General features: G+C 64.5%; 30 protein-coding genes and 1 pseudogene. 14 read left to right on the top strand and 17 right to left on the bottom strand.

The genetic code is table 11. The features are described 5' to 3' along the window. The first annotated feature begins 105 nt into the window (after nucleotides 1–105). The 3 genes and pseudogenes from HAP48_RS36370 to HAP48_RS36360 all read left to right on the top strand — a co-directional run bounded on the left by HAP48_RS36370 (nucleotide 106) and on the right by HAP48_RS36360 (nucleotide 3948). Nucleotides 106–2880, top strand: a complete 2775-nt coding sequence (locus HAP48_RS36370; RefSeq protein ID WP_166215488.1) for a xanthine dehydrogenase family protein molybdopterin-binding subunit — start codon at nucleotides 106–108, stop codon at nucleotides 2878–2880. Continuing rightward, a pseudogene (locus HAP48_RS36365) lies at nucleotides 2877–3319 on the top strand ((2Fe-2S)-binding protein). Before HAP48_RS36370 ends, HAP48_RS36365 begins: the two are co-directional and overlap by 4 nt. Nucleotides 3320–3330: 11 nt before the next feature. Beyond that, nucleotides 3331–3948: an Isoquinoline 1-oxidoreductase subunit gene (locus tag HAP48_RS36360; RefSeq protein WP_166204592.1), complete on the top strand. Its 618-nt coding sequence runs from the start codon at nucleotides 3331–3333 to the stop codon at nucleotides 3946–3948. A gap of 9 nt (nucleotides 3949–3957) precedes the next feature. On the opposite strand, the gene HAP48_RS36355 is transcribed toward HAP48_RS36360, so the two are convergent. The 6 genes from HAP48_RS36355 to HAP48_RS36330 all read right to left on the bottom strand — a co-directional run bounded on the left by HAP48_RS36355 (nucleotide 3958) and on the right by HAP48_RS36330 (nucleotide 8495). Further along, on the bottom strand, nucleotides 3958–4107 hold the full coding sequence (locus tag HAP48_RS36355; protein WP_166204591.1) for a hypothetical protein: 150 nt from the start codon (nucleotides 4105–4107) through the stop codon (nucleotides 3958–3960). Between the two features lie 108 nt (nucleotides 4108–4215). Next, entirely contained in the window at nucleotides 4216–4842 is a 627-nt protein-coding gene (locus HAP48_RS36350; protein ID WP_166204590.1) for an antibiotic biosynthesis monooxygenase family protein, read from the bottom strand. A 157-nt stretch (nucleotides 4843–4999) separates the two neighbouring features. Beyond that, nucleotides 5000–5818: a tetratricopeptide repeat protein gene (locus HAP48_RS36345; protein ID WP_166204589.1), complete on the bottom strand. Its 819-nt coding sequence runs from the start codon at nucleotides 5816–5818 to the stop codon at nucleotides 5000–5002. 32 nt (nucleotides 5819–5850) lie between these two features. Then, nucleotides 5851–6537 carry a substrate-binding domain-containing protein gene (locus HAP48_RS36340; RefSeq protein ID WP_166204588.1) on the bottom strand — a complete coding sequence of 229 codons (687 nt, stop codon included), beginning with the start codon at nucleotides 6535–6537 and terminating at the stop codon, nucleotides 5851–5853. Between the two features lie 5 nt (nucleotides 6538–6542). Next, complete coding sequence (locus HAP48_RS36335; protein WP_166204587.1) at nucleotides 6543–7247, bottom strand: hypothetical protein; 705 nt, start codon at nucleotides 7245–7247, stop codon at nucleotides 6543–6545. A gap of 213 nt (nucleotides 7248–7460) precedes the next feature. Continuing rightward, nucleotides 7461–8495, bottom strand: coding sequence for a glutamine synthetase beta-grasp domain-containing protein (locus HAP48_RS36330; protein ID WP_029082245.1), 1035 nt, complete (start codon nucleotides 8493–8495; stop codon nucleotides 7461–7463). Nucleotides 8496–9037: 542 nt separating this feature from the next. On the opposite strand from HAP48_RS36330, the gene HAP48_RS36325 reads away from it, so the two are divergent. Next, nucleotides 9038–9250 (top strand): DUF2735 domain-containing protein, encoded by a 213-nt coding sequence (locus tag HAP48_RS36325; protein WP_166204586.1) that lies wholly within the window; start codon nucleotides 9038–9040, stop codon nucleotides 9248–9250. A gap of 90 nt (nucleotides 9251–9340) precedes the next feature. Here the strand turns inward: HAP48_RS36325 and HAP48_RS36320 are convergent, their stop codons facing one another. Further along, nucleotides 9341–9652 carry an MliC family protein gene (locus tag HAP48_RS36320; protein WP_166204585.1) on the bottom strand — a complete coding sequence of 104 codons (312 nt, stop codon included), beginning with the start codon at nucleotides 9650–9652 and terminating at the stop codon, nucleotides 9341–9343. A gap of 83 nt (nucleotides 9653–9735) precedes the next feature. Here HAP48_RS36320 and HAP48_RS36315 point away from each other — a divergent pair, with 83 nt between their 5' ends. Next, nucleotides 9736–10479 carry a tyrosine-protein phosphatase gene (locus HAP48_RS36315; protein WP_166204584.1) on the top strand — a complete coding sequence of 248 codons (744 nt, stop codon included), beginning with the start codon at nucleotides 9736–9738 and terminating at the stop codon, nucleotides 10477–10479. A 111-nt stretch (nucleotides 10480–10590) separates the two neighbouring features. Here HAP48_RS36315 and HAP48_RS36310 read toward each other — a convergent pair whose 3' ends face one another. Together HAP48_RS36310 and HAP48_RS36305 are read right to left on the bottom strand one after the other, a co-directional pair. Then, on the bottom strand, nucleotides 10591–10797 hold the full coding sequence (locus tag HAP48_RS36310; RefSeq protein WP_029082249.1) for a hypothetical protein: 207 nt from the start codon (nucleotides 10795–10797) through the stop codon (nucleotides 10591–10593). Between the two features lie 119 nt (nucleotides 10798–10916). Then, the gene (locus tag HAP48_RS36305; protein WP_166204583.1) at nucleotides 10917–11612 is read right to left on the bottom strand and encodes an SGNH/GDSL hydrolase family protein; all 696 of its coding nucleotides are present in this window, start codon (nucleotides 11610–11612) and stop codon (nucleotides 10917–10919) included. 125 nt (nucleotides 11613–11737) lie between these two features. Here HAP48_RS36305 and fabG point away from each other — a divergent pair, with 125 nt between their 5' ends. Continuing rightward, a complete protein-coding gene (gene fabG / locus HAP48_RS36300) occupies nucleotides 11738–12418 on the top strand; it encodes a 3-oxoacyl-ACP reductase FabG (protein WP_166204582.1) in 681 nt (226 codons plus the stop codon). 87 nt (nucleotides 12419–12505) lie between these two features. Here fabG and HAP48_RS36295 read toward each other — a convergent pair whose 3' ends face one another. Continuing rightward, complete coding sequence (locus HAP48_RS36295; RefSeq protein ID WP_166204581.1) at nucleotides 12506–12850, bottom strand: GrlR family regulatory protein; 345 nt, start codon at nucleotides 12848–12850, stop codon at nucleotides 12506–12508. Between the two features lie 142 nt (nucleotides 12851–12992). Here HAP48_RS36295 and HAP48_RS36290 point away from each other — a divergent pair, with 142 nt between their 5' ends. The 3 genes from HAP48_RS36290 (at nucleotide 12993) to HAP48_RS36280 (ending at nucleotide 14391) form a co-directional block, all read left to right on the top strand. Beyond that, nucleotides 12993–13676: a DUF2161 domain-containing phosphodiesterase gene (locus tag HAP48_RS36290; protein ID WP_166204580.1), complete on the top strand. Its 684-nt coding sequence runs from the start codon at nucleotides 12993–12995 to the stop codon at nucleotides 13674–13676. A 16-nt stretch (nucleotides 13677–13692) separates the two neighbouring features. Beyond that, nucleotides 13693–13992 carry a putative quinol monooxygenase gene (locus HAP48_RS36285; protein ID WP_166204579.1) on the top strand — a complete coding sequence of 100 codons (300 nt, stop codon included), beginning with the start codon at nucleotides 13693–13695 and terminating at the stop codon, nucleotides 13990–13992. 90 nt (nucleotides 13993–14082) lie between these two features. Then, nucleotides 14083–14391, top strand: a complete 309-nt coding sequence (locus HAP48_RS36280; protein ID WP_029082254.1) for a hypothetical protein — start codon at nucleotides 14083–14085, stop codon at nucleotides 14389–14391. Between the two features lie 79 nt (nucleotides 14392–14470). Here HAP48_RS36280 and HAP48_RS36275 read toward each other — a convergent pair whose 3' ends face one another. Both HAP48_RS36275 and HAP48_RS36270 read right to left on the bottom strand, forming a co-directional pair. Further along, entirely contained in the window at nucleotides 14471–15094 is a 624-nt protein-coding gene (locus HAP48_RS36275) for a GNAT family N-acetyltransferase (protein ID WP_166204578.1), read from the bottom strand. 139 nt (nucleotides 15095–15233) lie between these two features. Next, on the bottom strand, nucleotides 15234–15632 hold the full coding sequence (locus tag HAP48_RS36270; protein ID WP_166204577.1) for a PaaI family thioesterase: 399 nt from the start codon (nucleotides 15630–15632) through the stop codon (nucleotides 15234–15236). 183 nt (nucleotides 15633–15815) lie between these two features. On the opposite strand from HAP48_RS36270, the gene HAP48_RS36265 reads away from it, so the two are divergent. Further along, nucleotides 15816–16601: a cobalamin-binding protein gene (locus HAP48_RS36265; protein ID WP_166204576.1), complete on the top strand. Its 786-nt coding sequence runs from the start codon at nucleotides 15816–15818 to the stop codon at nucleotides 16599–16601. A 213-nt stretch (nucleotides 16602–16814) separates the two neighbouring features. Here HAP48_RS36265 and HAP48_RS36260 read toward each other — a convergent pair whose 3' ends face one another. Beyond that, nucleotides 16815–18092: an ArgE/DapE family deacylase gene (locus tag HAP48_RS36260; protein ID WP_166204575.1), complete on the bottom strand. Its 1278-nt coding sequence runs from the start codon at nucleotides 18090–18092 to the stop codon at nucleotides 16815–16817. Between the two features lie 54 nt (nucleotides 18093–18146). Continuing rightward, entirely contained in the window at nucleotides 18147–18839 is a 693-nt protein-coding gene (locus HAP48_RS36255) for a pyridoxamine 5'-phosphate oxidase family protein (protein WP_420869915.1), read from the bottom strand. 106 nt (nucleotides 18840–18945) lie between these two features. On the opposite strand from HAP48_RS36255, the gene pdxR reads away from it, so the two are divergent. Genes pdxR through HAP48_RS36240 form a run of 3 tightly spaced genes read left to right on the top strand, consistent with a single transcriptional unit; the run spans nucleotide 18946 to nucleotide 20943 of the window. Then, a complete protein-coding gene (pdxR, locus tag HAP48_RS36250; protein WP_166204574.1) occupies nucleotides 18946–20487 on the top strand; it encodes a MocR-like pyridoxine biosynthesis transcription factor PdxR in 1542 nt (513 codons plus the stop codon). Nucleotides 20488–20533: 46 nt separating this feature from the next. Further along, on the top strand, nucleotides 20534–20686 hold the full coding sequence (locus HAP48_RS36245) for a hypothetical protein (RefSeq protein ID WP_166204573.1): 153 nt from the start codon (nucleotides 20534–20536) through the stop codon (nucleotides 20684–20686). A gap of 11 nt (nucleotides 20687–20697) precedes the next feature. Continuing rightward, entirely contained in the window at nucleotides 20698–20943 is a 246-nt protein-coding gene (locus HAP48_RS36240) for a DUF6719 family protein (RefSeq protein WP_166204572.1), read from the top strand. A 54-nt stretch (nucleotides 20944–20997) separates the two neighbouring features. On the opposite strand, the gene HAP48_RS36235 is transcribed toward HAP48_RS36240, so the two are convergent. Next, nucleotides 20998–21393: a hypothetical protein gene (locus tag HAP48_RS36235; protein ID WP_166204571.1), complete on the bottom strand. Its 396-nt coding sequence runs from the start codon at nucleotides 21391–21393 to the stop codon at nucleotides 20998–21000. A gap of 39 nt (nucleotides 21394–21432) precedes the next feature. After that, nucleotides 21433–21591 (bottom strand): hypothetical protein, encoded by a 159-nt coding sequence (locus HAP48_RS36230; RefSeq protein WP_166204570.1) that lies wholly within the window; start codon nucleotides 21589–21591, stop codon nucleotides 21433–21435. A gap of 472 nt (nucleotides 21592–22063) precedes the next feature. Here HAP48_RS36230 and HAP48_RS36225 point away from each other — a divergent pair, with 472 nt between their 5' ends. Next, nucleotides 22064–22291 (top strand): hypothetical protein, encoded by a 228-nt coding sequence (locus tag HAP48_RS36225; RefSeq protein ID WP_166204569.1) that lies wholly within the window; start codon nucleotides 22064–22066, stop codon nucleotides 22289–22291. Nucleotides 22292–22334: 43 nt separating this feature from the next. Here the strand turns inward: HAP48_RS36225 and HAP48_RS36220 are convergent, their stop codons facing one another. Further along, nucleotides 22335–22892 (bottom strand): CreA family protein, encoded by a 558-nt coding sequence (locus tag HAP48_RS36220; protein ID WP_166204568.1) that lies wholly within the window; start codon nucleotides 22890–22892, stop codon nucleotides 22335–22337. Between the last annotated feature and the right edge of the window lie 200 nt (nucleotides 22893–23092).

The raw sequence follows: 23092 nt of genomic DNA, 5'->3' as shown, positions 1-23092 counted from the left end.
GGCGTTGCGATCGCGCTCGCTTTGTCGCAATACTTTTGCGTGTGCCACACCGATCGATAAACCCCGGCGCGATATGCCGTCGAAGCGTTGATGAGAGATCACACCATGCGGCCCTCGCGACGCGAATTCGTGAAGTGGTTGTCGGCCGGCGGCATCTCGGTCAGCCTGTCGCATCTGGCGCTCGCCAAGGAACCGACCTTCGCGAGCCGCGAGACGCTTCCCGGGCGCGGGCATTTCAACCCGGCGGCGACGGCCGCCGGCCGCGTCGACGGCGTGGCCAAGGTCACCGGCGCCAAGCTCTACGCCTCCGACTTTCGTGCCGCCGACATGCCGGGCTGGCCCGCGACCACCTCGCACGCCATTCTGGTCCGCGCCGATGACGCGACGCATGTCTATGCCGGCATGGACCTCGCGCGCCTCGATGGCGCGCTGAAACCGTCGGTTATCGTGACCGCAGCCGATCTCGACCGCATCGGCACGCGGGTGCCGGAGTTCTACACTGGCGACCTGTTCTGCCCGGTCGGCAAGACGCCGCTCTATCTCGGACAGCCGGTCGCGCTGTTGATCTTCGAGCGGTTCGACACCTTCGACCGGGCGCGCCTCGCGCTGCGTGACGGCGGCTTCGTCAAGTTCGGCGACGAGACCGGACCGGTCGTCATCCCGAATTACGGCGCGTACCGCTTCACGCGGGTGGCCGGCGCCACGCCTGACGCGCCCGACGTCTATTCGCCGATCCTGGCCGGCTGGGTCTCACCGAGCCGGATCCAGAACGCGGCGCTGCCGGTCTGGCTGCCGCTCGCCAAGGAGACCAAGGCCGACTACGCCAAGGCCGCAACCCATGGCGAAGCGATCCGCGCCCAGCTCGCCAAGGACGATCCGTCGCAGCTCGTGCTTGACCGCGAGTTCGAGACGCAATCGGTCGATCCGATGTTCCTGGAGCCGGAGAGCGGGCTCGCCTGGTACAGCGACAAGGGCGGCAATCTCGAACTGGTGCTCGGCGTGCAGTCGCCCTATGAGGCGACCGAGTCGATCGCCTTCATGCTGGGCAAGGCCCGCCCGCCCTACCGGCCGTCGCACATCAACGCGCAGTTCGCCCATGTCGGCGGCGGCTTCGGCGGCCGCGACCATACGCCCTTCGTGCTGTACGTCGCGCTGGCGGCGATGTTCTTCCCGGGACGGCCGGTGCGGCTGGCGCACGACCGCTACCAGCAATTTCAGGGCGGCATCAAACGCCATCCGATCAAGATGCGCTCGCGGATCGGCATCGATCGCACGAGCGGCAAGATCACGGCGTTCGCCGCCGACCATGTGCTCGACGGCGGCGGGCTCGCCAATTTCTCCGCCAACGTCGCGACCGTCGCCGCGACCGCGGCGATCGGCATCTACGACGTCCCGAAGGTGGACGTCACCACCGTGGCGCTGCATTCGCGCGCCGTCACCGCAGGCTCGATGCGCGGCTACGGCACGCTGCAGACCATGACCGCGCTCGAAGTCCTGATCGACGAGGCCGCCAGCGAGCTCAAGGTCGACCCGATCGCGTTCCGCCGCAACAACGCGCTGAAGCAGAACGGCCGGACCATGACCGGCAACCCCTACATCGTTTCGGTGCGCACACCCGAAATCCTCGACAAGCTCGAGAAGCATCCGATCTGGCAGCAGCGCGCGCAATTCAAGCAGACCGCATCCGAGGGACGGCTGATCGGCACCGGCGTCGCCTGCGTCACCAAGGATTACGGTGCGGGCGCGGATTGCTCGCTCGGCCGGGTCGAGATCGATCCCGAGGGACGGATCGCGATCTTCTGCGATCACGTCGAGATGGGCAACGGCATCGGCACGGCGCTTGCCAACCGGGTCGCGGGCCATCTTGGCGCCGTCGCCGATGAGGTCGCCGTCTCCCGGGTCGACAGCTACGACGCGCTCGGGCTCGTCACCTCGGGCGATCCCTACACGATGGATCAGAAGACCCAGGATCTCGCCGAGAAGAACCCGCGCTGGGTGCCCGCGATCAGTTCGGCGACCAGCGCCTCGATCGGCGCCCATGTCGGCACGCATTCGTCGGCCGAGGCCGCCCGCATCATCTTCCGCTTCGGCCTGTGGCCGGCGGCGCTCGAGCTCTGGCAGATCGGCAAGACCGATCCGCGCGCCCGGCAATGGGACAAGGCGCGCTGGCGGGACGGGCAACTTGTGCTCGACGAGCTCGCGCCGCTGCCATTGCCAAAGCTTGCGGCGACCGCGCACACGCGCGGCTTCGTCACCGGCGCGGTGGCGCACAGCTTCTCGCGCTGGGCCTGGTCGCGCGCGCGCTTCCCGCTGTTCGGCGAGCAGTACCGCGCCGAGATCGACGCGCTGGCGATCCGCCGCGGCCGCAGCGCATTCGAGCGGATCGACCGCGTCAGCGTGAAGTTCCCGCCGACCGACAACAACCGGATCGGCACCGCCTACACCTCGATGTGCGGCACGCTGGTACGCGTCGAGATCGAGCGCGCGACCGGCACCTTGCGCATCGCCAAGGCCTATAGCGTGTTCGAGTGCGGCCAGGCGCTGGTGTCCGAAGTCGTGCTCGGCCAGTCCCATGGCGGCTTCGCGATGGGCGTCGGCTACGCGCTGCTCGAAACCCTGCCGCCGTTCGAAGGTGGCCCCGGCAACGGGCAGTGGAATCTCGGCCAATACCTGATCGCGCGCGGCTCCGACCTGCCACTGCACGATCTCGAGATCGAGATGCTGCCGCCGCTGACGCCGGACGAACCGCCCAAGGGCATGGCCGAGGTGGTGATGATCCCGATCGTGCCGGCGCTGCTCAACGCCATCAACGACGCGACCGGCCACCGCTTCCGCTCATTGCCGGTGACCTCGAGCCTGCTCAAGGGAGCGCTTGCGTGACGACGCTCAACCTCACCATCAACGGCCAGAAGCACGGCCCCGTCGAGGTCCGCGACGACCTCTCGATGAACGATTTCCTGCGCGAGATGCTCGCTACACCAGCCCGACCTGCGTGGTGCCGGCGGCGAATTTCGACGGCAAGGCGATCCGCACCGTCGAGGGCCACGCCAGGGACGGCGAACTCTCGGCGCTACAGCGGGCCTTCATCGACCACTTCGCGTTCCAGTGCGGCTACTGCACGGCCGGCTTCCTCAACGAAGGCCAGGTTCTGCTCGAACGGTTGGCGAAGACGCCGGTGGCACGGGAGCAGCTCGAGACAGTGATTGCCGATGCGCTCGACGGCCATCTGTGCCGCTGCACCGGCTACATCAAATATCACCAGGCGGTGCGCGACGTGATCCTCGCCGATTCCAAACGCTATCTGACCGCCAACAAATGAGCCCGCGCGCGATGACATCGGACACGCGGTTTCGGATCATGGCAGTGCTGACGGCGCTCGCGACCAGCCTATGCGCGGGCTACGCGGCATCGCAGAGCGCCAGCCATGCCCTCGCCTCACCGGAAAGCTTTGCCGGAATCGAGAATGTCGAGCAGCGCTCCGCGGCGATCTTCACCGAGCTCGGCAAGGTTTTGACGCATCCGCGCTGCACAAATTGCCATCCCGCCGGCGACAGTCCGCGGCAAGGCGACATCAGCCGCATGCACCAGCCGCCGGTCACGCGCGGCGCCGACGGCCACGGCGCCAGCGCAATGCGTTGCTCGATCTGTCACAAGCACGCCAATTTCGAGCCCGCGCGCGTGCCGGGCCACCCGGAATGGCACCTCGCGCCGCGCGAGATGGCGTGGGCCGGAAAGACAGTCGGCGAGATCTGCGCGCAGATCAGGGATCCCGCGCGCAATGGCGGCCGCAAGGTCGAGGAACTGATCGATCATATCGGCAAGGACACGCTGGTGGGCTGGGCCTGGCATCCCGGCTTCGGCCGCTCACCCGCACCGGGCACGCAGGCGCAGGCCGGCGCGCTGGTCGAGGCCTGGGTGAAGTCCGGCGCGGCCTGCCCCGCGCCGTAAACCCGCAAATTAGTGCCGTTTGAAATACTGCACGTCGCGCTCGTGCTTCTCCGCCGCCGTGCGCGACTTGAACGTGCCGAGATTGCGGCGCTTGCCGGTCTTCGGATTGACGTTGCGGGAATACAGCCGGTACTCGCCGGAACGCAATTTGCGGATCATGACGTCGCCTCGCCAGTGCCTTTCGCATATCAACGACAGGCTGGGACGAGCGTTCCAGATCACCACCTCGCACTTGTGGCGAAGGAAAGCCGGCATCGCCTTGTCCGTCTAAGGTCTCTGCACCGGCGGATAATACTGCGGCGCCTCAGCGCGCTCGTACATTCCGTAGTCGCGCATGACCTCGAAAATGCGGAAATATTCGGTCCTCGGATCGCTGAAGAGCTGCGCGCCGAAGTCCAGACCGGATTGATAATCCGGCAGGTCGACGAGGTGCGCGAACCGGCCATCGCGATACATGCTTTGGAAGGAATCCCGACGCCACTCCGTCGCTGCCGGCAGATCGGGATTGGTCGACTCCGACGCAATGACATAGGTCGGGGGACGTCTTGCGGGGTCATTGTATGGCGTGCGTCGCTCGGGCTGCCAGATCGGGCGGCCCGGCCTTGCTTCATGGATCACCTGGGCGATCCGGATGCGGTAGTCGGAGAAGACATCCTCGCGGCCGATCTTTTGCACCGCATGATGCCCCGCATCCACGCGCCACGCGGTCATGGCGCCTTCGTCCTGCCAGATCTGATAGGACAGCAGAAGGTTCTTGCGGGTCAGGCTCTGGAAACGATCGATGAAGAGACAGCCGCCCATGGCGTCAAGCGCAGGCCTCAGCGAAGCCGCGAGGTCCATATAGCGGTTGATGTGCCCGTCCTTGATCTGGACTTCGAAGAACTGAGAAATCATCAAATGGTACCCCGGCGTCTGCGACGTTTGCGCAAAGCTGCACTATGCCTGGCGTGAGAGCATTGCCTTCGAAGCGCAAACTGATACCCGCCGACTGTAGAATCAGAATGTGCCGGCAAGAAAGGGCCAGTTTCTTCTATTCCAGGGGCCACCGGAACTAGAAGCAGAGATTGGTCACGGCGTTGCCGCGCTTGTCCTTGATGACATAGGGACAGCGGGCGCGCTCCAGCGCCTTCTTGGCATCCTCGTCGCCGAGCGCCGCCGCCCGCTCATAGTAGGCCTTCGCTGCATCACTATCTTTCGGACCGCCGCGGCCGGCCTGCGCGAACGCCCCCATCCGCTCCAGCGCGCCCGGATGGTTCTGAGCCGCCGCCTTCTCGAACAGCGCGCGTGCGGCAGCGTCGTCCTGCGCACCGCCCTTGCCCTCGGCGAGCATCATGCCGAGCTGGTACTGCGCCTCCGCATTGGTCTCGGCAGATCTGGCGAGCAATTCGCGGGCGCGTGCCGGGTCGGATGCGGTGCCGCCGCCGAGTGCCGCAAGATTGCTGACGCCGCGCGCGTTACCGGCCTGCGCCGCACGCTCGAACAATTTGCGCGCCTGCGCCTCGTCCTTGGCAACGCCGGTGCCATTGCCGTAGAGCACGCCGAGCTCGACCATTGCCGATGTCGAGCCCTTGTCGGCGGCTTTGCGCCAGGCGGCCATCGCTTCCGCCGTCTGCCGGTTGGCGGCATGGGCGCGGCCGAGCGCATACATCGCGCGCCGCGAGGATCTTGCCGCCACCGCGCAATACTTGATCGCGGTCGCGATATCCGCCGATGCGATCTCGCCCACGCCCTTCACGTCGGCCGGCTTGTCGGGATCGGTGGGATCGGCGGCGAGCCGGTCGCACAGCACGAGGTCGGCCGATTGCGCGTGGGCCAGCGCGGGCGCGGCGAGTGCCACGGCAACAACGAATGCATGGAACAGTTTGAACATGGGCGGCAGGTTGCGTCGCGGTGCGGGCAAATTCAAGGCTCGAGCCCGGTCTCCCGCAACACCGGCGCGACATCAGCGGACGACAGATAGCGCAGCAGATGATCGGCGGCCTCTGCGCGTTGCGAGGTGGCTATCCGGCCGGCGGAAAACACCGCCGGCGTCTGCAGGTTCAGGGGAATCGGCCCGACGATCTCGATGCCATCGATCTGCTTCAACTCGCTGATCTGCTGGATCGCAAGATCGGCCTCACCACTGACGAGCTTTTCCGCGGTGAAGCCTGCGGGAATGATCACCGCACGCGCGTTGATGTCAGTGGCGATGCCGAGCCGCTCGATCAGCCGCGCGAACAGGATGCCGCTGGCGCCGAGCCGCGAATAGGCCACCGCCCGTGCACCGAGCAGCGCCGCACGCAGCGCGGCTTCGGTTGTGATGTCGGGATGCGCGGCGCTCGCCTTCACCGCAACGCCGACATAGGAGCGCGCGAGATCGACGGCGCTATCCCGCGCAACGCGGCCTTCGCCGATCATCTCGTCGAGGCCTTCCTTGGTCAAAATCACCAGATCAGCCGCCTCGCCGCCACGCAGGCGCTCGAGCAGCGCCAGCGTCGGCGCGAAATCGGCATCGATCGCAACGCCGCTTGCCGCCTGATAGGCCGAGGCAAGCCGCGCGACCGCGCCCTTCAGCGCCAATGTCGAGAGCACGCGAACCGAATTGCCCATTCCGCTCATGCCCGCCGCATCAGCTTGAGCGCGGCCGTGAGGCGGAGGCTGCGCTTGCCGGCAAGCGCGGTCGCTTCGAGCACCGCGCCTTCCGCGTCGCAAGTACCGGCGAAACCGATCCCGACCTCGCGGCCGCCGAAGGTCGGATGCTCGCCCATCGCCGAGGTGTGTTCCTGATTGAGGATCTGGCCCTTCCAGCGGCCCTTCTCGGAGGTGTAGGTGCCGAGATAGTAGAAGAACGCGTCGCCGCCGAGGATGCGGCCGTTGTTCAGCAGCATCACGCCGGTCAGGCCGCCATCGACCCCGTCGAGCAACTGGATGTGGATCGAATAGAGCCCGTTGATGATGCCGCCCTCGCCGACCCCGCCGGCAATCGGGACTTCGTCGTCGGTGATCGGCGTCATCACCGACTGGAACGGCACGCCGGGCAATTCCCTCAGTTCGCCCTTGAAACGGTAGAGCTCACCGTCCGGCCAGCCTTTGGCGATCAGCGTCGCGTCGTCGGTGCCGGCCATCGCGCGGTAGTTCAGGTCGGGGTTGTGGCGGACGGTCTGGATCTCGACCGCGACCTCGTCGCCGTCTTTCTCATAGGTGCCGATATGGGCAAATGCCGAATTGCCGCCGAGCATCCTGCCGTCACCGACATACATCACGCTGCGGCCGACAGCGCCGCCCAGCTCGAACCGGACCTTGTAAAATCCTTCAAACAAGCGCCGTGTCCCCGGCAGCCAAAATGCAATCGTTATCTAGCGCGGTTCAAAACGCGGCGAAACCGCTTTCGGCGGCAAGCCGCCCGCAAATACTGTCCTTAAAAAGCAAAGGTCCGCCAAGGCGCTCGCCCTGGCGGACCCAATTGCGGTACCGGATGGCTCCATCCGGGTCCGATCGCTGCTTAGGCCGCAGCCACTTAAGCCGCAGCCTTATTAAGCTGCAGCCTTGGCGCCGGTCGGAACCTCGGAGATCGTCTTCAGGATCTGCGAAGCGATCTGGTAGGGGTCGCCCTGGGAGTTCGGGCGGCGGTCTTCCAGATAGCCCTTGTAGCCATTGTTGACGAAGGAGTGGGGCACGCGGATCGAAGCGCCACGGTCAGCCACGCCGTAGCTGAACTTGTTCCACGGCGCGGTCTCGTGCTTGCCGGTCAGACGTTTGTCGTTGTCCGGGCCGTAGACGGCGATGTGGTCCATCAGGTTCTTGTCGAAGGCCTTCATCAGGCTCTCGAAATATTCCTTGCCGCCGACTTCGCGCATGTACTTGGTCGAGAAGTTGGCGTGCATGCCCGAGCCATTCCAGTCGGTGTCGCCGAGCGGCTTGCAGTGGAATTCGATATCGATGCCGTAGCTCTCGGTGAGACGCAGCATCAGATAGCGGGCCATCCACATCTGGTCAGCGGCGGTCTTGGAGCCCTTGCCGAAGATCTGGAATTCCCACTGGCCCTTCGCCACTTCGGCGTTGATGCCTTCGTGGTTGATGCCGGCGGCGAGGCAGAGATTGAGATGCTCTTCCACGATCTTGCGGGCAACGCTGCCGACGTTCGAATAGCCGACGCCGGTGTAGTACGGGCCCTGCGGCGCCGGATAGCCATCGGTCGGGAAGCCGAGCGGACGGCCGTCCTTGTAGAAGAAGTATTCCTGCTCGAAGCCGAACCAGGCGCCTTCGTCGTCCAGGATGGTGGCGCGCTTGTTGGAGACGTGCGGGGTCTTGCCGTCGGGCATCATGACTTCGCACATCACCAGCACGCCGTTCTCGCGCGCAGCGTCGGGATAGCAGGCGACCGGCTTCAGCACGCAGTCAGAGCTGTGGCCTTCAGCCTGCTGGGTGGATGAACCGTCAAAGCCCCACAGCGGAAGCTGTTCGAGGGTCGGGAACGACGCGAATTCCTTGATCTGCGTCTTGCCGCGCAGGCTCGGCGTCGGCGTATATCCGTCGAGCCAGATATACTCGAGCTTGTACTTGGTCATTGAACCTCTCTGTTGATGATGCAAAACCGTGAGGACACCGAAAGCCAGTCGGTCGCCGCACGCGTACCCGGCCACCATCGGCCGGCTCTTACTAAGCAATTAAAATGCCAGTCGCTGCACTGCGGGACCCACCCTGTTCGCGGATGTCCACAACGGACATCGCATTTTTAGCTGCGACATAGCAGCGCGGCAGGCATGCGCCGCGGTCAGCCAAAATCTTCTTTTCGAGCGCCTCGCCGCCCGTTTCTGCAGCAAATTCGGCTACGGCACCGCCTGCCGATTAATGCAGCGGCAGCGCTGTGTGACAGTTCGTGTCCGACCACCGGGCGCCCCGCAACCATCGCCATGGCCCAAGCGTTAATCAGCTGCCTCCTGCCTCGCAGGAGGCAAACCGGGATTTGCTCACGAATTAGACAGTAGATGACTATTTCTTAGTCAACTTGCGCCCCGCCGGGCCCGGGCCGATATCGAAAGCACGGTAACGACACGCGAATGAGTCGGGCGCACCATGGAGGCTCGCTCCGGCCAAAGGAGACTTTGACATGATCACGACGGGCCAAAACCAAGGCCAAAACCAGGGATCGGCAACGATCTATCAATTCCCGGCGGGGGGCCGCTCGGCTCTCGGCGGACGCCGCTATGGCGAAGCGCTGGTGGTGCGCGGACTTGCCAGCGAGGTCGAGACCTCGGCTTGCAGCGAGAGCTGGTACCATCAGGCGGCGATCGACGACGCCAAACCGAGCCGCGATCACTGATGTCGATCAGGCAGAGAGGCGCGACGCAAGAACGTCAGACAGCGTCAGAACAATAAAGAAGGGTCGGAACCAGGCGTTTCGGCCCTTTTTTCATGCCAGCTCGCAGGCCGTCGCTGGCCGCTTGGCATGCCGGAGCCTGGCAAGCCCAGATCGACTGATCTCGAGCGTGACGCCGCCGCCTTTGTAGCGTGTGCCTGTCAGCGACAGGCGCTTGGTCAGCGTCACCGCCTTGCCGTCGAGCTGCAGATGCGCGCGTGTGTCCCCGGTGAAGAACCCCGCAACGAACTGGGTGCCGTCGGCACAGCGATAATTCCGGAAGGCGGACTGTGCCGATGCCGCCTGGGGACCGAAAACGCCCAAGACCATTGCGCCAACGAGAATGGCGCCCCCGCGATAAGTCATATTCTCCCCCTGACGCGCCGGTTATAGACCTGTCTGCGCCAAGATTTCTGCGCCAAGACCTCACCAGCTGCAACAGGCCCGCCATGTCCGAAGCCCCTGCCCGTCATCTCAATCTCGCCGGCGCCACCAATTTTCGTGACCTCGGCGGCTACCAGACGCGTGACGGGCGGACGGTGCGCTGGCGGCAGATCTTCCGCTCCAACCATCTGGCGCATCTCACCGAGCAGGACGTCGCCGTGGTGCGCTCGCTTGGGGTCAAGAGCGCATTCGATTTTCGCGGCGTCGCCGAGCGCACCGAGGCGCTGTGCGGCATGAGCGACGTCACCGTGCATTCGCTTCCCGTCGAGCCGACGGTGGTGGCCGCGCTGCGCGCGATCGCCGGCAGCCGCCAGCTCTCGGAAACGGATGCGATCGACGTGATGCGGGATTCCTACCGCGGCTACGTGCAGGACAACACGCCGCGCTATCGCGCGCTGTTTTCCCATCTGCTGGAAGACCGCGCGCCGCTGGTGATCCACTGCACCGCCGGCAAGGATCGCACCGGCTTTGCCTGCGCGCTGATCCTGTACGCGCTCGGCGTGTCCGATCAGGTGATCGCCGACGACTATCTCCTGACCAATCAGTTCTACAAGCGCGATCCGGCGCACAGCACCGAGCTGCCCGACGACGTCAAGCAGGTGCTCGGTACCGTGCGCGCTGCGTTTCTGGAGGCTGCGTTCGAGGCGGTCGAGGCCGATTACGGCAGCCTCGACGGTTATTTCCGCGAAGGCCTCGGGCTCGGCCAGGCCGAGCGCAAGGCGCTTGAAGGCCGCTATCTGCAGGCTTGATCAATTCGCCAGAGCGTTTTCGAGCGAAGTGGACACCGGTTCGCGTGAAGAAAACGCGTCAAAACAAGAATCTAGAGCTTCGGTTCTGATCCAATCAGAACCGAAAAAGCTCTAGGCCGCCGCGGCCTCGAGCTCGAGTTCTGCATCGAGATCGGCGATCACATCCTCGAACGCCGAGATCGCCTGCTGGATCGCCGCGATCTGCATCAATTCCCAGCTGCTCACCGGCCCGTTACGGTTTTGCAGCGCCACCACGAGATCGCGCCGCTGCTCCTTAAGCTGAACAAGCGGTAAACCGTGATCCGGAAGATATCCCATAGAAAACCCCTACCTTGGCTGGAGTTTCGCTTCTACGGGAAAGGATTCTGCGAACGACTTACGGAACTGCCGCAAATTTTATCCAATCGGCCCTACTCCGTAGTCTTACGTAGTCAGCGTTACGTGATCGCCTCCGGCTTCAAGGCGTCGTCGATGGCGCCAAACAGCGACTGGGTTGCGCAATTCGTCGCCCATTCGCTGGTGTGAAGCAGAAGCTGGCCGCCATCGTCGAGCTCGGTCAGGGGAATTCCGGCTTCGAACCAGCGCTTCATCAGCGCGAAACGGCTGAACAGGTTGACGCCCTTGTTCGACGTGACCTCGGCGATCATCGGCATGATGATGTTGGCGAGATTGAGCGCGGCTGGTGTTCCGACGATCGCCTGCGTGTACTGGGAATCCATCACGACGACGTCAAGCGGCAGCGCGGCGAGCACGTCGAGCCCGGCCTCCAGCGTGGCACGCACCTCGGCCGGATTGTAGCTCTTGTAGACGGCGTTGGTGCCGACCTGCCAGATCACCAGCACCGGCGCCTCGGTCGTGACGTCGGTTTCGATGCGCGAATATTCCTCAGGCGCCTCCTGGCCGCCTACGCCACGGTTGATCACATCGATCATCCGGCCGAAGAAGCGTTGCCGCAGCAGCATTTCGAGCCGCGGCGGGAATGGCAGGATGTTGTCGGCGCCCGCCGTCGACGACGATCCGAGCGCCACCACCTTGACCTTGCGTTGATGCCGCAGCGCTTCCGCAATGTGCGGCAACGGATGGGCGAACTTGACGAGTTCGAGATGGGTTTCGCACGGCCTTGGTGTCGGCATCGCAAACATCCTTGAGGTGAATGAACTGATCAATGCGCGCAGTAGGAGACGGAATGGGCGGCATTGCAAATGAATTCCGCCTGATCATAGTGGGCGGAAGCCTGCTCGCGCATACGGAGACCGCCATGAACAGAAAAGCCATCGTCATCACCGGCGCCCTCGGCGCACTTGGCCAAGTGGTCACCGAGGAGGCCCTGGCGCGCGGCGCGAGCGTCGCCGGGATCGATCATGCAGCCTCAACGCTTGCGCCAACCGCCGACCGCATCGAGCTCGGCGGTGTCGACCTCACCGATCCCGCGCAAGCGAAGGCTGCGATCGACAAGGCAGCCGCGCATTTCGGCCGGCTCGACGGGCTGATCAACATCGCCGGCGGCTTCACCTTCGAGGCCGTGAGCGACGGAGATCCCGCGACCTGGCAGCGCATGTACGCCATGAATGTGATGACCGCGCTCAACACATCGCGCGCCGCTATACCGCATCTCACCAAGTCGGGCGCCGGACGCATCATCAATATCGGCGCGCTGGGCGCGTTGCAGGCCGCCTCCGGCATGGGCCCCTACGCGGCTTCGAAGGCCGGCGTGCATCGCCTGACGGAGTCGCTCGCCGCCGAACTCAAGGGCAAGGTCACGGTGAACGCCGTGCTGCCCTCGATCATTGATACCGCGGCCAATCGCGCCGCGATGCCGAAGGCCGATATCTCCAAATGGGTGACGCCGAAAGAGCTCGCCGACGTCATCCTGTTCCTCGCCAGCGACGCCGCAAGCGCCGTCACCGGCGCGCTGCTGCCGGTCAACGGGCGGGTTTAGATCGCCACGAGCTTCTTGAGCACCGCGAAAACGGAGACGCCGCGCGCTTGAGACCTGGACCTTGCAGTACCTGCTCTGCATCACACCTCAGTCAGCAACCAATAGCCGCAGCCTCGACCTGAAGCGGATGCTCTGCTTGCCGGCGAGCGCCATGCCGTTACCCTCGGCGGTCTCGTCGGTGTAGGTGCCGGTGAATCCAATGGTGACCACCTTGCGTTCCCACACCGGGCGCTCGCCATAGGTCGGCGAATGCTCCTCATTGGTGACCTCGCCCTTCCACTTGCCATCGGCCGCGGTGTAGCTGCCATGGGCATAGAAGAACGAGTCGCCGCCGCGCATCTGGCCGTCGCGCAGCACCATGACGCCCTGATTGCCGCCAGAGACGCCGTCGAGAAATTCGACGGTGATGTGATAGAGCCCGTTCCGGATCATGAAAATAGCCGCGCCTTGTCCCAGCCTCACAATAGCCGCTGGGGCGGGCTTTGAGCAAATTCCGTCCGCGGCGGCAGCGGTCTTTCCGGGCTATGCTGGTGCGAATTGAGTCGCGGCCGAACCGCCGCCGGAGCCGTGCCCGTTGGAAACTGCGCTTTATCTGCCCGTCAAACGCTTCCTCGAAAAGCTCGGCTTCACGGTGAAGGGCGAGGTCGGCGGCTGCGATCTCGTGGCGCTGAGCGGCGACGATCCGCCTGTCGTCGTGATCGGTGAACTCAAGCTCGCCTTCAATCTCGAACTGATCCTGCAGGCGGTCGACCGTGCCGCCGCCGCCGACGAGGTCTGGATCGCGGCAAAGGTCTCGGCCCGCGGCAAGGGCCGCGAGAGCGACGCGCGCTATCGCAATCTGTGCCGGCGGCTCGGCTTCGGCATGCTCGGCGTCACCGACCGCGGCGACGTCGAGGTGCTGGTGCCGCCGCCGACCGCGGCCATCAGGCGCAATCCGAAGCAGCGCTCGCGCCTGATCGCCGAGCACCGGAAGCGCAAGGGCGATCCCGTCATGGGCGGTTCGACACGCACACCGATCATGACCGCCTACCGCCAGCAGGCGCTGGCCTGCGCGTCGGCGCTGTCGGATGGACCAAAGCGGGTGCGCGACCTGCGGGCGGATTTTCCCGACGCCGGCAAGATCCTGCTGCATAATGTCTATGGCTGGTTCGATCGCGCCGAGCGCGGCATCTATCTTCTGACCGATGCCGGCCGTGCTGCACTGAAGCGCTGGCCGCAGCAGCCGATCAATGCGTCAGGGGCGGAAGCCGCCCCGTAAAGCACTGGGGGACATCATGATTGTCGTCACCGGCAGCGTCACCGCCCGCCCCGACACATTCGATGAGGTGCGGCGCCTAAGTCTCGAGCATGTCCATCGCTCGCGCACCGAGCCCGGCTGCATCTCGCACGCGGTGCATGTCGACTGCGAAGATCCCCTCAAGCTGGTGTTTTTCGAGCAATGGGCCGATCGCGCCGCGCTGGCGGCGCATTTTGCGGTCCCGGCCTCCCGTGACTTCGTCCGGTTGCTGCAATCTCTTGCGGCGGCTGCGACCACGATCGAACTTTATGACGCTCACAAAATTGAGAGACTCTAGCTGCATGGCTGGATTGCCATCTCACATTCATATTGCAATGCAACATTAGGGCCCTTACGTATCTCCCGCGATTCAAGGGATGAGGCGGCGATGAGCGGAGACTGGAACACCAAATACGGCACAAGGCGCGTGCGGCATGATCCGCCGACCCTGGAGGAGGCAATCTTCGCGGCCATCGGCATCACCGACGACGTGGAGGCCCAGGCCGAGATCGCATCGTCCCTGATGGGACTGCCCTATGACGAGGTGCTGGCCGAGGTGAAGAAGACCGCGCGCGTCAGCGCCCGGACCGGCACGGCAACCCGTGTGATCGCCGGCGAACAGGGCGCGCAGCGCTCCATTGTGGTCGAGCGCCGCGTGGTCCGCCGCTTTGCGACGGACAAGCGCACCGGCACCTGAACAACGACATCCGATTGCTGAAAGAAAAAGGGCAATCCGCTGAGCGGATTGCCCTTTTTGCGTTTGCTGAGAAATCGGCTCAGGCCGCCCGGCCCCAGCCCGACATCTGCATCACCATCCGCCAATAGGCACGGTTCATGTCGACGATCGCTTGCGCGGCCTCGGCCGGCGTCACCACTGCAGCAGTCGGTGCCGGCTCGGCCTGGTGTTGCTCGGTCAGGTCGATGCTGCCGGTGGACTCACCGTGACGGAAGGTCAGCTGGGCACCGAACTTGGTGGCGAGCGCACGCATCGCATCGTTCTGTGCGCCGGTGGTGATGCGCAGGTTGCTGTAGCCCTTGGCATGCGCCTCGGCGATCAGCTTGCGAAACAGCGTGCTGCCGACGCCCTTGCGACGCGCCGACCGCTCCACGCTGAAGGCGATCTCGGGCTGCGCGTCCGGTGACTGCTCCGGCGGATGCAGCTCGGCCGCGCCGCGGACCACGCCATCCTCGAAATAGGCGATGATGACCGTGCCATCGTTGGCGCAGCGCTCGGCATAGCGGCGGATGAAGCTGTCGTCGATGAAGCCATGAAAGCGATCATGACGGCTGGTACGATCCAGCCGCAGCAGATGATCTCGCAGCAGAGGAAGCTCCTCCTGCTGGCTCAGCGTCCGTACGGTGCCCTTGGCAGACGTCGGACGGATGGAATCGTAGTTCATTTCATAACTCCTCTTGGTAGCCCTCGAGGAGGCGTCGACTCCCTAGCACCCCTATCTTGTGCATCGCACCATATAATTCAAGTACTGAGATTCATTTGAGTAAACAATGATGTGATTGGTAAATCACAATATCGCCTCATCATAATACCAGCTGCGTTTGGGTCACCAGCGCGACCAGCTTGCCATCCTCGGTCTCCAGCCTGGTCTGCCAGACCTGGGTGCGCCGTCCCCGGTGAACCGGGGTTGCCGTGGCGATCACCGTCATCCCCTCCTTGGCGCCGCCGATGAAGTTGGTCTTGCTCTCCAGTGTCGTGGTGCCCTTGGCATCCGCAGGCAGGTTGATCACGGTGGCGGCGGCGCCGACCGAGTCCGCAAAGGCCATCACCGCTCCGCCGTGGATGGTGTGATGGAGGGTGCAGAGGTCCGGCCGCACCAGCATCTTCGCGACCACCCGATCCTGGCCGGCCTCGGTGAAGGTGACGCCCTTCAGTTCCGCGAACGGCATCTTCATCGACTGGATCTTTTCGAGCGGCGTCATTGTTCCTCCGGTTTTTCTGGACGTCATACGCGGGCTTGACCCGCGTATCCATCGTTCTTGGCAAGGCGCTTTCTTGGCATGATGGATTGCCGGGTCGAGCCCGGCAATGACGTCCGAGGTAATGGCGACCATGACGTTATGGTCACAGTGACAATGTGCCGCCAAATCTGCATACCGTCCGCGATGCGCGACTTCCCTCCCCGCCGGATCGTCTGCCTGACCGAAGAGACGGTCGAAACGCTCTATCTGCTCGGCGAGCAGGACCGCATCGTCGGCGTCTCCGGCTATGCGGTGCGGCCGCCGCAGGTCCGCCGCGAGAAGCCGCGGGTGTCGGCCTTCATCTCCGCCGACATTCCAAAGATCCTGGCGCTCGACCCGGATCTGGTGCTCGCCTTCTCCGATTTGCAGGCCGACATTGTCGCCGATCTCGTGCGTGCCGGCGTCGCCGTGCATGTCTTCAACCAGCGCGACGTCGCCGGCATCCTCGTAATGATCCGCACCCTGGGCGCGATGGTCGGCGCCGCCGAGCGCGCCGGGCAGCTCGCGCAAAGCCTCGCAGGACGGCTGGACGCGATCGCGGCGACGCCGCGTCCGGCGTCACGGCCAAAAGTCTATTTCGAGGAATGGGACGATCCGCTGATCAGCGGCATCGGCTGGGTGTCCGAACTGATCGAGATCGCCGGCGGCGAGGACGCGCTGCCGCATCTGCGCGGGCACAAGGCCGCCAAGGATCGCATCGTCGCGCCTGAGGCCGTGCTCGAGGCGATGCCCGACGTGATCCTGGCATCCTGGTGCGGCAAGAAGGTCGTGCCCGACCGCATCCGAAAACGTGACGGCTGGAGCGAGATTCCGGCCGTGCGCAACGACCGCATCGTCGAGATCAAGTCATCGATCATTTTGCAGCCCGGCCCAGCCGCGCTGACCGATGGGCTGGATGCGATCGTCAGGGCGTTGTGGCCGGAGAGCTGATCCCTCCACCGTCGTCCCGGCCGAGTGCGCGATTGCGCACGGAGCCCGGACCCATTACCACGCGTCTTGATTGTCGTGCACCGCTGGAATGACGAGTCCTGGTCACAACATCTGCTGCGGAGTAAGGGTCCCGGCTTTCGCCGGGACGACACCAATTATTGTTGCGCTATTGCGCGAAACAGTCATCGCAACGATGTGGATGCAGCGGAGCTACTACGCCTTCTCCACCCCGCACCATTCCGCGATGAACAGCGCGGTGGCCTTGGTCGACTTCCGCAGCGAGTCCAGCTCCACATACTCGTTGAAGCCGTGCATCGCCGCGCCATTGGCGCCGAAGCAGAGGCTCGGGATGTCATAGTTCAGGCCGTAGAAGCGCGTGTCGGTCAGCGCGGTGAAGGCGCGGTCTTCTACCGCGCCGCCATAGACCGTCTGATGTGCCCTCGCGAAGGCGGCTTCCGGCGCCTCGGAATTCACCAGCTCATAGCCTTCCGACAGGAAGCCGGACCACTCGACCTGCGGCGGATTGTTGGAGAGGAAGCGATGATCGCGCGCCGCGGCCGACACGCAGGCCAAAATCTCCTTCTGGCATTCGGCGATCGACCAGCCCGGCAGCACCGCTATGCGGCAGTCGACGTCGCACCAGGCCGGCACGCTGGAGGCCCAGTCGCCACCCTTGATGATGCCGGGATTGAAGTTGATCGGATGATTGACGTCCTTGAAGTGGCGATCCGCCTTGGCGCGCTCATTCCAGGCGATCTCGAGCTGCTCCAGCGCATGCACCAGATGATACGCCGCCATGATCGCGTTCGAGCCGGCACCGGCCTCGAACACATGCACAGGGAAGCCGCGTACCTTCAGGCGGAACCAGATCACGCCGACCTGCGAGCGGATCATCGTGCCGTTGGTCGGCTCCGGGATGAAGCAGGCATCGGCACGATAGCCGCGCTGCAAGGTCGAGAGCGCGCCGACGCCGGTGCTCTCCTCCTCGATCACGGACTGGAAGTGGATCCGCGCCGTCGGCTTCAGGCCGGCCTTCCTGATCGCATCCAGCGCATACAGCGCGCCGATCGTGCCGGACTTCATGTCGCAGGCGCCGCGGCCGTACATCCTGCCGTCCTTGATGACAGGCGAGAACGGCGGCGTCTCCCACATCTCGAGCGGGCCGGTCGGCACAACGTCGCAGTGGCCCTGCAGGATCAGCGATTTGCCGGCATTGGTCGCCGGGCGGTAGGTGCCGACCACCGTGCGCGCCTTCGAGAAATCATGATCGATCGGGCCGAAGCCGCGCAAATCCCTGAGCTCGTCGAGATTGATGTGCCAGTCGTCGACCTCATAGCCGCGCTCGCGCAAGAGATCGCCGATCATGTCCTGGCACGGCCCCTCGGCGCCGCGGGTCGAGGGGATCGCGACAAAGGCCTGCGTCGTCGCAAGCTGCGCATCGAATCCCTCGTCAACCGCAGCAAGGATTCGTTGTTGCGTCTCGGCAGTCATGCGGCAGCTCCATCGGGGAAATCAGACAGGCGGGAGCCGCACCGTAACCCGATTTCACTCCGCCTTGTATTGCGCAAAATAGGCATCCCGCAATGCATCTTCGAGCAGACGGCCTTCCGAATAGCCATCGAGTGTCGCAGGCCGCATCACGCCGTCGAGCAGCCGCGAACACGGCTCCGGCGCGCCGAGCACGGTGCGCACCGGGATACGCTCGGCATAGATCGGCAACTCGTAATCCTCGTCGTCGTCGGCGACGCCCTTGGCGCGAACCTTTGCCGAGGCTTCATCGATCTCCATCGCGATGAACGAGGTCGCCTTGATCTCCTGCTTGCTGCTGGCGCGCAGGCTTGCGGTGCGCTCCGGAAAGAAGCGGTCGACCATCGCAACGATGGCGCGCTCCTTCTCTTGCGGGTCGGTGACGAGATAGGCAGTGCCGAATGCCATCACCGCGCGATAGTCGGCCGAGTGATTGAAGCCGCAGCGCGCCAGCACCAGGCTGTCGAGATGGGCGACCGTCAGGCACACGCGCTGCCCTTCGGACTGGTTCTCCAGCATCCGGCTCGCGCTCGAGCCGTGCCAGTAGAGTTTGGTGCCCTCGCGCCAGAAGAAGGTCGGCGTGCAATAGGGCTGGCCGTCTATCACGTAGGAGACGTGGCACAGCATCGAGGCGTCGAGGATCTTGTGCACGGTGGCGTGGTCGTAGAAGCCGCGATCATGGCGGCGCTTCACCCGGTTGCGGGACGACATGGGGTAGGACGGAGCGGATGCGCCTTCGGTCACGGCGGTGCCTTTCGAAATCTGGAATCTGTCGAGAGTTGTAGCGGTCCATTTGGTCTGCGATAGTGCCAATTCCATGCGAAAAATTCCGACCAATTTGCGCAAGCCCAATTTATCTGAGCCTTGGCCGGCCAAGGCCGAGCTGCCGCTCGACCTCGCCGGCCCCCACGTCACGCAGGGCGCAGCGTCGCAGCAGCGGCTCTATCAGGCGCTGTGCCACACAATCGTCGGCGGCCTGGTCAAGCCGGGCGAGCCGCTGCCGCCCTCGCGCACGCTGGCCAAACAGACCGGCTTCCGCCGCAACGCCGTCACCACGGCCTATGAGCGGCTGATCGCCGACGGCTTTGCGGTGGCAACCACGGGCTCCGGCACTTTCGTCGCCGCGCGCATCCCGGCCCAGGCCACCGCGCCGCGGCGTGCGAAGATCGAGATCGAGCCGCCGCAGCACAACGCGCTGTCGCTCGGCTGCACCCATATCGACGAACGCGCACTGCAGCGTTTCCGTGCTTTTGCCGGCCGCAGGCTGCGCGCCTTCGGCTCCGAGCATCTGCATTACGGCGATCCCCGCGGCAGCAGCGAATTGCGCGCCGCGATATCAGATCATTTGCTGTCGGCGCGCGGGTTGCGCTGCGATCCCGACCAGATCATGCTGGCGTCGGGCACCTTGCACGCGCTGCGCATCGTGCTCGGCGCGATCCTCAAGCCCGGCGACCAGGTCTGGTGCGAGGACCCCGGCTACCCGGCGGCGCGGCGCGCGATCGAGCATTGCGGCTATCGTCCGGTGTCGGTGCCGGTCGATGCCTCCGGCATGCGCGTCGACAAGGGCCGCGCGTCGGCACCACAGGCACGCGCCGCCTATGTCACGCCGTCGCACCAGTTTCCGCTCGGCGTGCAGATGTCGATGCCGCGCCGGCTCGAGTTGCTCGACTGGGCCCGCGATGCCGGCGCCTTCGTGTTCGAGGACGATTACGACAGCGAGTTCCGCTATGACGGCGCGCCGCTGTTGTCGCTCGCCGGCATCGATCATCTGCGCCGCGTGATCTACATGGGCACGTTTGCCAAGACGCTGTTTCCGGGATTGCGGATCGGCTACTGCGCCCTGCCCGAAGCCCTGATCGGCCCGGTGACGGCGGCGCGCGCCGCGCTCGACCGCTTTCCCGCCACGTTGATGGAAGGCGCGGTCGCCGACATGCTGAACTCCGGCGCCTTCGCCGCCAATTTGCGCAAATCGCGAAAACTCTATCGCGAGGCGCGCGACGTGCTGGCGTCGACGCTCGAGCGCGCATCCGAGGGCAAGCTCACGGTTCCCGTGCCCTCGCAGGGTCTGCATCTCGTCGCGCGGCTCGATCCCGCGACCGATCCGCTCATTGCCGCGCAGGCAAAAGCTGCCGCCGGCGTCGGCGGCTGGCTGCTCGCCGAGACCTATCATCGTGCACGCCCACTGCCCGGCTTCGTGCTGGGATTTTCCGGTCATCCGGTTCCGCAACTCGTCGCGTCGGCGGAACAATTGGCGAAGACAACGCTGATTGCGCTGCGCGCGACGCGCAAGGGACCAGTCAAGGGATCGGTCAAGTCATCCGCCAAACCGCGGCGCGCTATGAGAATCGCAGCGACCTGACTAAGGTCGCGCGCGTTCAGTCAGTGCCAGCGTACGGAGATACCGGATGCCTGCCAATCGCAACGTCCTGTATCTCGTGATCGGCGGGTTGGTCCTGATCGTGGGCATGCTCGGCTACAATCTCTATCAGGCGAAGAAGCAGCCCGACGGCCTGCAGATCAATGTCGGCCCCGATGGGGTCAAGATCCAGAACAAGTGAGGGAGGCCGCGATGCCGCGCATCGGATTCGTCGCGCTGATCGGCGCCGTCATATGTGTCGCCCTGAGCGCTCCCGCCTCCGCGCAGCAGGCCTTGATGCGCGAGGGCGACATCGTCGACCTCCGGGTCGGTCAGCGCGTCCTGGTCGATGACGGCTCGTGCCCGGCCGGGCAGATCAAGCAGGTGATCGGTGCCAAGCTGAGCCAGAACGGCGTTGTGCGGACCCGCAGCTGCGTGCCGCGCCTCGCCAAAAAATAAAGCGCCCCGCTTCCGCGAGGCGCCTGCTTCATCATTGCCTGGCGACGTGCCCGCTCAGTTCGAGATCGGCTCGAACATGCATTGCAGCGTCGGCTTGGCAATCTTGGTGAAGGTCGGGCCGATCTCGCCCTGCTTCGACGGCGGCACCCAATCGGTCTCGATGGTCGGCACGCCGGTCTCGCTGATCCCGCGGAGCAGTGCCTGACGGAGATCGGGGTCATCCACCGTTGCTGCGGCGTGGTCGTGCAGGCAGCCGCAGACGGCTTCGGGATGCGCCCAGCGGCCAAGCATGTGCGGCGCGCATTGGCGAACGAATTCGTCGCGCGGCTCAGTCACCCGGTACAGCGACCGTATCTGCAGCGATTCGAGGGGGAGCTGGGATTGGGCCTGGGCGGAACCCGCGAGGACGAGCGATGCGAACATCGCGGCGGAACAGATACGGAGCAACATGAGTGGCCTTTATCGGCTGTTCTGTTTTTCGCGTCGCGTTCAGTTGGCCTGCGCCATCACCATCGGGGCCACAGTGACCACCGGCGAGCCGTTATAGGAGAACGTGCCGATGCCGGGCAAACCGCTGTCCGGGGAACCAGCCATCGACGAACCGGCCATCACGAAGACGAAGGCGAGGATCAGGCTGATGGTCCGCATGTGACAGTCTCCGTTATTCCGGCTGGCGTCCGCGCCGTTGTGTTGACGGTTTGATAACGAACTGCCGTTTCCGGAGTTCTGCGGAACAAGTCGAAAATGGTTTCATCAACGGGAGAATTGTTTCGTCGGCTGGCGATCGACGAAACATTGGCCGGGAAACATCAATATTTTCAGTGATAGAGCGGCGGCGGAGCGCGTGTTCAAGATTTCGCGCGTCGAGGCCTGCCTTCGCACCCGCCTTGGCGCCTGTCCTTGGGCCTTCCTTGGCACCTGGTTTGGCCGCAGCCAGGGCAATGGCCGATTATGCGTGCAAATTGAGCGGGCTATCGCGCTTTCTTAACTTTCCTCTGCTGAGACAGGAGGCAGCACAGCAGGTCGGCAGTGAACCGGGCGACGGTCCAGCCGACTCATCTCGGCACCGTGCAACCATCTCCGTGGTGGCACGTTGTGGTGATTCCCAATCCAACGAAGGATGTCAGTCGTGGGCAATGGCAACATGGGCGTTGGCAATGAATCCGCGGCCACCAAATCCGGCCCGCAGAAGCAGATGACGGCCGCAATGTCGCAACAGGGTACCCACGTGATGGGCGACAATGAGTGCGCGCAGCAGAAGCTGGTCCGCCTCGTCGGCTGCCGCGACCCGAAGGTCAAGCCGGGCCTCAGCATCGGCGCGAAGCAGTTCGGGCAAACCAACCGCTAGCTCGCCCGCCGCTTCAGCCGAACAGGCCAAGCCCCTGCCGGGGCTATTGAATGAACTCGCCGCACTTCTGGATGGCGGCGTCGGTCGGGCCCCACGGCATGATCGGCACCGACGACGTCGAATTCTTCGGCGAGCCCTCGATCAGCCTGTCCGAATAGACCATGTAGACCAGCACGTTGCGCTTGGCGTCGCAGCCGCGCACGATCTGCATCTTCTTAAAGAATAGCGACCGGCGCTTGCTGAACATGTCGTCGCCCTGGCCGAGCTTGTTCTTGAAGCGGATCGGCCCGATCTGCCGGCAAGCCAGCGAGATATCGGAGACTTCCTCGGCAAGTCCAAGCCAGCCCTTGAAGCCGCCCTTCTCCGGCACCGTGAAGTGACAGGCGACACCTTCGACCTCGGGGTCGTCGACGCCGTAGGTCGCGAGCTTGTCGTTGGGGCTCATTAATTTGAACACCGTGGAACGGCGAAAGATCAGGTCCGGCTCATCCGCCGCAGCCGCCGGACGGGCCAGCCCCAAACCCAGCACCATCAGCAGCACTGCGCACCCCGATCGAGACAACAGTCGCACGTCACACAAGCTCACACTTCTCGATGTCATTGAGGTCTCCGCGGGGTGGGTCCCGCCTATGTAGTGCGCAAACGCAGCACAGGAAGGCGCTAACGGCTCCGTGATCAGGCGGGGCGTTTAACCTCTTGTGAGGCTTTTTTGCTACGCTTTTGGCGAAAAAACACGCCCATCACGGAAGGGTTAATCGCATACGCTGGTGAACGCGTTCCACGTCTGCGACAACCAAGGAA

The organism is Bradyrhizobium septentrionale, from assembly GCF_011516645.4.
Lineage (GTDB): Bacteria > Pseudomonadota > Alphaproteobacteria > Rhizobiales > Xanthobacteraceae > Bradyrhizobium > Bradyrhizobium septentrionale.
The sequence above is the reverse complement of the archived record's forward strand: the minus strand, read 5'-3'. Positions and strand labels throughout refer to the sequence as shown.

Coding starts and splice junctions, on each gene's coding strand:
- HAP48_RS36230 (WP_166204570.1), bottom strand. CDS start 21,591: ATGCGGACCATCAGCCTGATCCTCGCCTTCGTCTTCGTGATGGCCGGT.
- HAP48_RS36340 (WP_166204588.1), bottom strand. CDS start 6,537: ATGGGCAATTCGGTTCGCGTGCTCTCGACATTGGCGCTGAAGGGCGCG.
- HAP48_RS36315 (WP_166204584.1), top strand. CDS start 9,736: ATGTCCGAAGCCCCTGCCCGTCATCTCAATCTCGCCGGCGCCACCAAT.
- HAP48_RS36325 (WP_166204586.1), top strand. CDS start 9,038: ATGATCACGACGGGCCAAAACCAAGGCCAAAACCAGGGATCGGCAACG.
- HAP48_RS36220 (WP_166204568.1), bottom strand. CDS start 22,892: ATGACATCGAGAAGTGTGAGCTTGTGTGACGTGCGACTGTTGTCTCGA.
- HAP48_RS36260 (WP_166204575.1), bottom strand. CDS start 18,092: ATGACTGCCGAGACGCAACAACGAATCCTTGCTGCGGTTGACGAGGGA.
- HAP48_RS36360 (WP_166204592.1), top strand. CDS start 3,331: ATGACATCGGACACGCGGTTTCGGATCATGGCAGTGCTGACGGCGCTC.
- HAP48_RS36255 (WP_420869915.1), bottom strand. CDS start 18,839: ATGTCGTCCCGCAACCGGGTGAAGCGCCGCCATGATCGCGGCTTCTAC.
- HAP48_RS36330 (WP_029082245.1), bottom strand. CDS start 8,495: ATGACCAAGTACAAGCTCGAGTATATCTGGCTCGACGGATATACGCCG.
- HAP48_RS36270 (WP_166204577.1), bottom strand. CDS start 15,632: ATGACGCCGCTCGAAAAGATCCAGTCGATGAAGATGCCGTTCGCGGAA.
- pdxR (WP_166204574.1), top strand. CDS start 18,946: ATGCGAAAAATTCCGACCAATTTGCGCAAGCCCAATTTATCTGAGCCT.
- HAP48_RS36320 (WP_166204585.1), bottom strand. CDS start 9,652: ATGACTTATCGCGGGGGCGCCATTCTCGTTGGCGCAATGGTCTTGGGC.
- HAP48_RS36240 (WP_166204572.1), top strand. CDS start 20,698: ATGCCGCGCATCGGATTCGTCGCGCTGATCGGCGCCGTCATATGTGTC.
- HAP48_RS36305 (WP_166204583.1), bottom strand. CDS start 11,612: ATGCCGACACCAAGGCCGTGCGAAACCCATCTCGAACTCGTCAAGTTC.
- HAP48_RS36370 (WP_166215488.1), top strand. CDS start 106: ATGCGGCCCTCGCGACGCGAATTCGTGAAGTGGTTGTCGGCCGGCGGC.
- HAP48_RS36310 (WP_029082249.1), bottom strand. CDS start 10,797: ATGGGATATCTTCCGGATCACGGTTTACCGCTTGTTCAGCTTAAGGAG.
- HAP48_RS36280 (WP_029082254.1), top strand. CDS start 14,083: ATGAGCGGAGACTGGAACACCAAATACGGCACAAGGCGCGTGCGGCAT.
- HAP48_RS36245 (WP_166204573.1), top strand. CDS start 20,534: ATGCCTGCCAATCGCAACGTCCTGTATCTCGTGATCGGCGGGTTGGTC.
- HAP48_RS36275 (WP_166204578.1), bottom strand. CDS start 15,094: ATGAACTACGATTCCATCCGTCCGACGTCTGCCAAGGGCACCGTACGG.
- HAP48_RS36285 (WP_166204579.1), top strand. CDS start 13,693: ATGATTGTCGTCACCGGCAGCGTCACCGCCCGCCCCGACACATTCGAT.
- HAP48_RS36355 (WP_166204591.1), bottom strand. CDS start 4,107: ATGATCCGCAAATTGCGTTCCGGCGAGTACCGGCTGTATTCCCGCAAC.
- HAP48_RS36235 (WP_166204571.1), bottom strand. CDS start 21,393: ATGTTGCTCCGTATCTGTTCCGCCGCGATGTTCGCATCGCTCGTCCTC.
- fabG (WP_166204582.1), top strand. CDS start 11,738: ATGAACAGAAAAGCCATCGTCATCACCGGCGCCCTCGGCGCACTTGGC.
- HAP48_RS36350 (WP_166204590.1), bottom strand. CDS start 4,842: ATGATTTCTCAGTTCTTCGAAGTCCAGATCAAGGACGGGCACATCAAC.
- HAP48_RS36225 (WP_166204569.1), top strand. CDS start 22,064: ATGTCAGTCGTGGGCAATGGCAACATGGGCGTTGGCAATGAATCCGCG.
- HAP48_RS36345 (WP_166204589.1), bottom strand. CDS start 5,818: ATGTTCAAACTGTTCCATGCATTCGTTGTTGCCGTGGCACTCGCCGCG.
- HAP48_RS36295 (WP_166204581.1), bottom strand. CDS start 12,850: ATGATCCGGAACGGGCTCTATCACATCACCGTCGAATTTCTCGACGGC.
- HAP48_RS36265 (WP_166204576.1), top strand. CDS start 15,816: ATGCGCGACTTCCCTCCCCGCCGGATCGTCTGCCTGACCGAAGAGACG.